The 8,132-nt window shown below is 37.7% G+C and carries 9 protein-coding genes; 3 read left to right on the top strand and 6 right to left on the bottom strand.

The window, feature by feature from the left end; genetic code table 11:
* The coding region (locus HII17_RS14780; RefSeq protein WP_169076111.1) for an acyloxyacyl hydrolase at nt 1-500 on the bottom strand (500 nt) is incomplete at its 3' end.
* Nucleotides 501-653: 153 nt separating this feature from the next.
* Between HII17_RS14780 and ylqF the strand changes: the two genes are divergently transcribed.
* Both ylqF and HII17_RS14770 read left to right on the top strand, forming a co-directional pair.
* Nucleotides 654-1,601: a ribosome biogenesis GTPase YlqF gene (ylqF, locus tag HII17_RS14775; RefSeq protein WP_169076110.1), complete on the top strand. Its 948-nt coding sequence runs from the start codon at nt 654-656 to the stop codon at nt 1,599-1,601.
* Between the two features lie 2 nt (nt 1,602-1,603).
* On the top strand, nt 1,604-2,029 hold the full coding sequence (locus HII17_RS14770; RefSeq protein ID WP_169076109.1) for an HIT domain-containing protein: 426 nt from the start codon (nt 1,604-1,606) through the stop codon (nt 2,027-2,029).
* Here the strand turns inward: HII17_RS14770 and megL are convergent.
* The gene (gene megL / locus HII17_RS14765) at nt 2,026-3,231 is read right to left on the bottom strand and encodes a methionine gamma-lyase (protein WP_169076108.1); all 1,206 of its coding nucleotides are present in this window, start codon (nt 3,229-3,231) and stop codon (nt 2,026-2,028) included. The genes HII17_RS14770 and megL overlap by 4 nt on opposite strands.
* A gap of 254 nt (nt 3,232-3,485) precedes the next feature.
* On the opposite strand from megL, the gene HII17_RS14760 reads away from it, so the two are divergent.
* Nucleotides 3,486-4,997, top strand: coding sequence for a sigma 54-interacting transcriptional regulator (locus tag HII17_RS14760; protein ID WP_169076107.1), 1,512 nt, complete (start codon nt 3,486-3,488; stop codon nt 4,995-4,997).
* 11 nt (nt 4,998-5,008) lie between these two features.
* Here the strand turns inward: HII17_RS14760 and HII17_RS14755 are convergent, their stop codons facing one another.
* The 4 genes from HII17_RS14755 to HII17_RS14740 form a co-directional block, all read right to left on the bottom strand.
* On the bottom strand, nt 5,009-5,806 hold the full coding sequence (locus HII17_RS14755) for a response regulator (protein ID WP_169076106.1): 798 nt from the start codon (nt 5,804-5,806) through the stop codon (nt 5,009-5,011).
* A gap of 16 nt (nt 5,807-5,822) precedes the next feature.
* The gene (gene yciH, locus HII17_RS14750; protein WP_169076105.1) at nt 5,823-6,152 is read right to left on the bottom strand and encodes a stress response translation initiation inhibitor YciH; all 330 of its coding nucleotides are present in this window, start codon (nt 6,150-6,152) and stop codon (nt 5,823-5,825) included.
* A 107-nt stretch (nt 6,153-6,259) separates the two neighbouring features.
* Entirely contained in the window at nt 6,260-7,183 is a 924-nt protein-coding gene (locus HII17_RS14745; RefSeq protein WP_169076104.1) for an electron transfer flavoprotein subunit alpha/FixB family protein, read from the bottom strand.
* The gene (locus HII17_RS14740; RefSeq protein WP_169076144.1) at nt 7,180-7,932 is read right to left on the bottom strand and encodes an electron transfer flavoprotein subunit beta/FixA family protein; all 753 of its coding nucleotides are present in this window, start codon (nt 7,930-7,932) and stop codon (nt 7,180-7,182) included. Before HII17_RS14740 ends, HII17_RS14745 begins: the two co-directional genes overlap by 4 nt.
* Nucleotides 7,933-8,132 lie beyond the last annotated feature (200 nt).

Genomic DNA, 8,132 nt, shown 5'->3' with positions numbered 1-8,132 from the left:
GCAATACTATACTCCAATGACACGATATTAGTGCCGTCGTTATCCGAGTTAGTCGCTGCATTTGAATAATGAGATAATGAGAGCGCAAGCGCGTGGTTGTTAAGCGGCTGAAAACCGACTGTGAATTTATTTTCAAATATCCAGTTATCACCTAAATCTCTATTTCCCCAACGCGTTTGATTTATATAAGCGAGACCAACTCCAAACCGGACAAACCAGTGTATGCTCTGATTTTTTTTCTGATAGAGCAGCATGGGTACAATTGAGCCTGCTTTTATATCCGGCCCATAAAAGTTTTGCCAAGTTGAATATGAAATATCAACCTGCAAACTTAAGCTGTTTGCGTCTAGCAAATTCAAATCCACTGTTGGCTTTACTATTACTCCTAACCGACGAGTGTTTGATTTGTCTTTGGAAGTCGACTCACCAAGTGAATAATATACTGAGTTTGCATGAGCTTGGCTAATTGCGATAAAAGTTAATAAGGCAAGTGTTCTCATTTTTGTTTGGTTAAATACTAGTTTGCTGTTATTTAGAATAGTACATAGATAACGAAAGTATATAGTCAATACCAATACTTAATACTATGTATAAAATAAGCTTTTTCCACTAATCGATGTTAAAATCGATTTTATTTTTATATTGAAATCTATATGGCTATAAACTGGTTTCCTGGGCATATGCACAAAGCCCAAAAAGAGATAAAAGAAATTCTGCCTACGATAGATGTAGTAATTGAAGTATGTGACGCACGATTACCGTTTAGCAGTGAAAACCCTATGATTACTGAAATTAGAGGGGATAAACCATTAATAAAGATCTTAAACAAGTCAGACCTTGCTGACGCGCAATTAACTAAGGTTTGGTTAGAATATTTAGATGCCCAACACAATGTAAAGGCTATCGCATTAACAACAGAATCACCAAGTATTGCGAAACAAATACCGACCTTAATTAAGAAACTTGTCCCTCATAAAGATCAAGAGGGCAAGCAGATTAATGCTGTGATTATGGGGATACCTAACGTAGGAAAGTCAACATTACTGAATACGCTAGTTGGAAAAGCTAAAGCTAAAGTAGGTAATGAGCCTGCTGTAACAAAAGGGCAGCAGCGTATCCGCTTGGAAGATGGCTTATACCTTTATGATACGCCAGGTATGTTGTGGCCTAAAATCGTTAATGAAAATAGTGGTTATCGATTAGCTGTCACAAGTGCAGTTAAAGATACCGCCTTTGATCATGATGAAATTGCTTGTTTTGCTGCAGAGTACTTATTAGAAGCATATCCAGATCGCCTTAAAGAGCGTTATAAGCTAGAAGAACTTCCTGTAACTGAAGTAGAGCTAATAGAAGCTATAGGGCGAAAACGTGGTTGTGTAAAAAGCGGTGGTTACGTAGATTTTCATAAAGCTTCCGCTATATTAATTAACGAAATTAGAGATAAGACACTGGGTCCGTTAACTTTCGAGTCACCAAATATGGTAGAGAAGGAAGTGGTTTATTTCGACGAGTTAGAAGCAAAAAAAATAGCTGAGCGTGAAGCTAAAAAAGAAGCACGTGGCCGTGGACGTAAAAATAAGCCAAAAAAGAAGAAGAGGTAGTCATGGAACAATTTCAATTAAATGAGTTATTAGTTAAAGATTGCATTGAGTTAGTCGATTTACCCCTGAGCAAGCTTTTGTTAATGAATGATGCTCAGTACCCTTGGTTTGTATTGGTGCCACGAGTAAATGATATCCAAGACATTTACCAAATGGACTGGGAGCAACAGCAACAATTTTTAAATGAATCAAGTATGCTAAGTGAAGTACTTATGGAAGCTTTTCGTGGCGATAAAATGAATGTTGCAGCACTTGGTAATGTATGCCCACAATTACACATACATCATATCGTTCGTTTTAAAGATGATGTTGCTTGGCCCAAGCCTATTTGGGGACTTCATTCGATGAAGGCATATACAGCACAAGAAATTCAAACAATAAAAGAAAAAGTATTGCCGAGTATATCGGCAATACTAGCAAACAGCTAAGCTACTTTAGACGTTAACTGTTTGATTTGGTTTAATGATTGCTCAAGGTCATGAATAAGATCTTGGGCATTTTCTAAGCCTACTGAAATTCTAATTAACGTATCACTTATACCAGCTTCATGTCTTTCTTCTTTGCTATATGGAGAGTGTGTCATAGAAGCAGGATGTTGAATCAATGATTCAGCATCACCTAAGCTCACAGCGATAGAGAAAAGCTGCATTCGATTAATGAATGATTCTCCTTCTGATAAGTCCCCTTTAATTTCAAACGCAATAACACCACCAGCGCCTTTCATTTGAGTGCCAAGGAATTTATTGCCTTGATGGCTTTTAAGCCCAGGGTAATAAACTTGCTGGATCATAGGGTGATCTTCTAGATACTCAGCGATTTGCTGTGCATTGGTGCAATGGCGTTCAATTCGAATTGGAAGCGTTTTTAATCCTCGCATAATTAGCCAAGCGTCATGAGGGCTAATAGTTGCACCAATATCTTTTAATACCGTTAGTTTTATATGGCTGATCATCTCTTTAGAGCCACATATGATTCCGGCAACTACATCACCGTGACCATTCAAATATTTAGTTGCACTATGAATTACAATATCAAAGCCAAACTCTATTGGTCGCTGCAATACAGGCGTTAAAAAAGTATTATCGACAATTGAAATTAGGCTATGTTTATTAGCAATGGCTCCAATGGCTTTTAGGTCCAATACAACTAAGTTTGGATTGATAGGTGACTCTAAGAAAATAACCTTTGTATTAGGTTTAATCGCTGCTTCTATCTCACTTACTATTGTCATATCGACAAAGCTCACTTCAATTCCCCATTTAGTTAGTTGGTGAGCCATCAAAGCATAAGAGCAACCATAAACAGCTTTAGAAGCAATTAAATGATCACCGCACTCAAGGTTTGCAAGAAGAGCTCCAGATACGGCTCCCATGCCTGTAGCTGTTGCTGCTGCATCTTCCATGCCCTCCATTGCTGCAACTCTCATCTCTAATTGTCTTGTTGTTGGATTGCCTAAACGGCTATAAATAAAGCCATCTTCTTCACCGGCAAAGCGATTAGCGCCCTGTTCTGCATTTTCAAAGATGAAAGTAGATGTTTGATATAAAGGGGTAGAAAGTGAACCAAACTGTTCATCATTGATACGACCAGCGTGGATAGCTTGGGTCTCTATATTTTTACTTGAAGTCATTGTTTTCTCGGCTGCTTTTATAATTTTATTTGTTTGAGATAGATAAATTAAATAGCAATTTGCTTACCAAAATTAAAATGCATATAAATCAAAGGTTTAAATTTTTATCATTATGGTTTGTAATAAATTAATTACACGTCTTTTCTCAATAAATATATAAATGTTCTCTTATGTAATATACAGCTTGTATTTATTGGCTCCACCTAGGATAATTTTATGTAATATATTTGTTACAGTGTAATAGGTAGGTGACAGTGCGAGTTGAAATAACATCTAAAGATCGAATTGGTATTAGTCAAGAGATACTAAGTACAATAAGCCAGTTAGGTTTAAATGTTAAAGCAATGGAAGTTGGGAGTGGTTTAACTTCTTTGCATATTAGTCAATGTAAGCTCTCTTTTAATCAAATAAGAGTGCAACTTTTAAAGGTAGTAGGGGTTATTGATTGCTTTCCGATAGAGTTGTTGCCGACCGAATCAAGAGAACAACATTTACAAGCATTACTAAAAAGAATTCCAGATCCGATTTTTGATATAGACACAGAAGGAAAAGTTATTTCTTGTAATTATCAAAGTCACATATATACCAACAAACATATTGAAAGTTTATTTAGCATCCCACTTGAGACGGTCAAACACCGTAAAGCTTCAGCCGTAGAAGTGTCTTTTGAAGATAAAGTCTATCATGCTGAAATCACGCCGCTCTGGGCAGAAGGAGGATTTAATGGCGCAGTAATCATTCTTAAGTCTCTTAATCGAATAGGACACCAAATCGCGATGTTTCAAAGTGGTAATGAAGCAAGTGATCTAAACAATATAATTGGTAAGTCGAAGGCAATTGAAACGTTAAAGCAACAAGTAAAGAAGTTTTCTTCATTGGATTTACCATTACTCATTAATGGGGAGACAGGAACAGGTAAAGAGTTGGTTGCAAGGGCTATTCATCAACAAAGCGAGAGAAATGAAGGGCCATTTCTTGCAATTAATTGCGCTTCTTTACCTGAGCAGTTGTTAGAAAGTGAGTTGTTTGGTTATGTTGCAGGGGCTTTTACCGGAGCAAACGAGCAAGGTAAGCCGGGATTATTTGAACTTGCTAATGGTGGTACCGTATTTCTAGATGAAGTGGCGGAAATGTCGGTTTATTTACAGGCCAAGTTATTACGTTTTTTACAGGATTATAGCTTTAGAAGATTAGGCGGTACTAAAGAATATATCGCTAACATCCGAATTATTTCAGCCAGCCATCAGCCTTTTGAAGTGTTAGTCACAGAAGGGCGCTTTAGAGAAGATTTATACTACCGATTAAATGTGCTTAACCTTTCTTTACCACCATTAAGAGAGAGAAAAGACGATATTGGTTTACTAAGTGAGTATTTTATTGCCAAGGCAGCAGAACAAGTCAATATGCAAAAGCCGTCGATTTCAGTCGAGGCATTAGCACATTTAGCAAGTTACAATTGGCCAGGAAATATTAGGCAACTTCAAAGTGTGATGTTTAGGTTAGTTGCCTTAAGTAATAGCCATCAATTACAGCTAGAAGAAGTTGAAACAATTTTAAAAGAGTTTAATACCGGAAGTTATAGCGAAGAAAACTCATTAACTATGTACGATGTTAAAAGCTGGCAAGAAGCACAAGAAATATTCGAGAGAAGTTTATTAGCCCAGCTCTATCCCAGTTTTCCAAGCACTCGTAAATTGGCGCAACGACTTCGTGTTTCCCATAACAAAATAGCTATGAAGTTGCGCCAATATGGTATTGGACATTAATGTTTTTCCAATTAATGCTCCAATAATTGGAATAGTAGCTTCTTAACAAAGTTAGGTTCAAAAGGCTTATCACAAAGTGCGTTCACGCCGTCTTGTTCAATGTTAGCAAGGTGGGCTTCGCTGCTCTCACTGGTAACCATTAACACAGGAATATGTGATTGCTGGCTTTGTTCGCGAATATATCTTGTTAATTCGCGCCCATCTACCTCTGGCATATTGTAGTCAGTAACCACTAAATCGAACATATCAGATTCAAGCTTTTCAATGGCTTGTTGTCCATCTTCAGCTTCGGTTACTTTTAATAAGCCAAGATTGTTTAATACTCGTCGAATATGGTTTCTTGCAAGTTTACTGTCATCAACAAGCAAGACTCGAATCTCATGAACATCGAAATGATCGAGTTCCATTTCATCTGGTGACAATAAATCAATAGTCGTGTTAATTGCCGCACCTAAATTTTCCGGTGTAAATGGTTTAGGTAATAAGGCAACTACGCCTGATTGTTTGAATTCTTCTAGACTTTCTTTTTTTCGCTCACTAGACACCAACATAAAAGCTATTTCAGCTAACCGCTCATTACTTTTTATATGCTTGAGGAGCTCTAGTGCAGTGCCGTCATCGAAATACATTGCACTAGCAATTAAATCGGGCGGGTGTCGTTCTATTCGCTCTATAGTCTCTTTGATATTATCGGCGGTAGATACCTGAGTAATACCTTCTTTTTGCAACTTGCCTAGAATTATTTTTTTTTGCGTATCTGAGGGCTCGACTAAGAGTATCGATAGATCGCTCGGGGTAATATGTGCCATAACTGCGCCTTATATGTTAACCACCAATGAATTTGACTTTGAAGCCTTCGCTTTCTAATACGTTTTTAATGGCGTCTCGTTTATCTCCTTGAATTTCAATAGTTTCAGCAACAACGCTACCGCCACAACCACAAGTTTTCTTTAATTTACTAGCAAGTTTTTTAAGTTCATTAGCGTTAAGGCCTAGACCGGAAATAACCATTACACCTTTACCTTTTCGACCTTTTGTTTCTCTTCTCACTTTGGCAAAACCATCGCTAGGTGTGACAATTTCTTTTTTCTCTTCAGAGATACGGCCTTTGTCAGTTGAATAAACTAAGGAGGATAATTGATCTTGCCAAGACATGTTAGATAACCATTATTGAAATTAAGTAAATTATAGTTAAGTTTTAGGCATAAAAAAACCAGCTAATTGGAATCAAGTAGCTGGTTTTCGTAAAGAAAAGAAAACTATTATAGCTTGCTTTCTAATTCCGGTAATGCGTCAAATAAATCTGCAACTAAACCGTAATCAGCAACTTGGAAAATAGGTGCTTCAGGGTCTTTGTTAATAGCAACGATTACTTTTGAGTCTTTCATACCAGCTAAATGTTGAATTGCGCCAGAAATACCTACAGCAATGTATAGATCTGGAGCGACTATTTTACCAGTTTGGCCAACTTGCATGTCGTTTGGTACAAAGCCAGCATCAACAGCTGCACGTGATGCACCAATAGCAGCACCTAACTTATCAGCAATACCTTCTAATAGTTTGAAGTTATCACCGTTTTGCATTCCTCGACCGCCAGAAATAACTACTGGAGCAGCACCTAAGTCAGGACGTTCTGATTCCGTTAACTCATCTGATACATGGCTAGAAATACCTGCATCTGTTGCTGTGCCAATAGCAACTACTTCTGCAGCGCCATCTGTCGCAACAGCGTCAAAACCCGTTGCACGAACAGTGATAACTTTTTTAGCATCTAAACTCTGTACGGTTGCAATCGCATTACCTGCATAGATAGGACGAACAAAAGTGTCAGCACTTTCTACAGCAATAATATCTGAAATTTGTGCAACATCTAAAAGAGCAGCAACGCGAGGCATAAAGTTCTTACCTGTTGTCAATGCTGTAGCAATTACCGTATCGTAGTCAGCAGCCAATTCAGTGACTAATAATGAAACGTTTTCTGCCAATTGGTGTTCGTAAGCAGCATTATCTGCTACTAACACTTTAGCAACACTATTAACTTTCGCCGCTTCTTCTGCAACAGCACCACAGTTATGGCCTGCAACTAAAAGGTGAATGTCTCCACCAATAGCTTGCGCAGCAGCAACCGTTTTTAATGTTTCAGCTTTTAAACTACTATTGTCGTGTTCTGCGTAAACTAAAATCATGAGATCACCTTCGCTTCATTTTTTAATTTTTCAACTAACTCATCAATGCTTTCAACAACAACACCTGCACTGCGCTCAGCAGGAGGAGTAACTTTGAGTACATTGGCGCGAGGGCTTAAATCAATACCAAAATCAGCAGCAGATTTAACATCTAAAGGCTTACGCTTAGCCTTCATGATGTCCGGTAATTTAGCGTAACGTGGCTCGTTTAAACGAAGGTCGGTTGTTACGATTGCTGGAAGATTTAACGCGACAGTTTGTAAACCGCCGTCAACTTCACGCGTTACGTTAACTTTATCGCCATCAACTTTTACTTCAGAAGCAAATGTGCCTTGTGGCATACCAGTTAATGCCGCTAACATTTGACCTGTTTGGTTGTTATCTGAATCGATAGATTGCTTACCTAAGATAACTAATTGAGGTGCTTCTTCTTCAACTAACTTTTGTAAAAGCTTAGCGATGTTTAATGAATCTAATGATTCTTCTGTTTCAATGTGAACAGCGCGGTCTGCACCTAATGCTAGCGCAGTTCGAATTTGCTCTTGGCATTTTTTATCACCAATTGAAACTACAACAACTTCAGTTGCTGTACCTGCTTCTTTTAAACGAACTGCTTCTTCTACTGCAATTTCACAGAATGGGTTGATTGCCATTTTTACGTTGGCTAAATCAACGTCTGAGTTATCAGGTTTAACACGTACTTTGACGTTATAGTCAATCACGCGTTTGATGGGTACTAATACTTTCATCATCGCCTCTGCTTGTTTATTGTAATGATTGTTTTTTAATTAACTAATGTGTAAACACATTAATGACATAATTTGAGTAATGGCTCGAAAGACTACTTTTACTTTACGCTAACGTCAATGACATCATAGTCAAACATTGAGTCATATTGAGCAAAATCAATAGCAACTTAGTAAATTGTTATTTACAGGATAGTATTTGT

Source organism: Thalassotalea algicola, from assembly GCF_012932965.1.
GTDB lineage: Bacteria > Pseudomonadota > Gammaproteobacteria > Enterobacterales > Alteromonadaceae > Thalassotalea_F > Thalassotalea_F algicola.
This window is presented reverse-complemented; position numbering and strand designations above follow the sequence as displayed.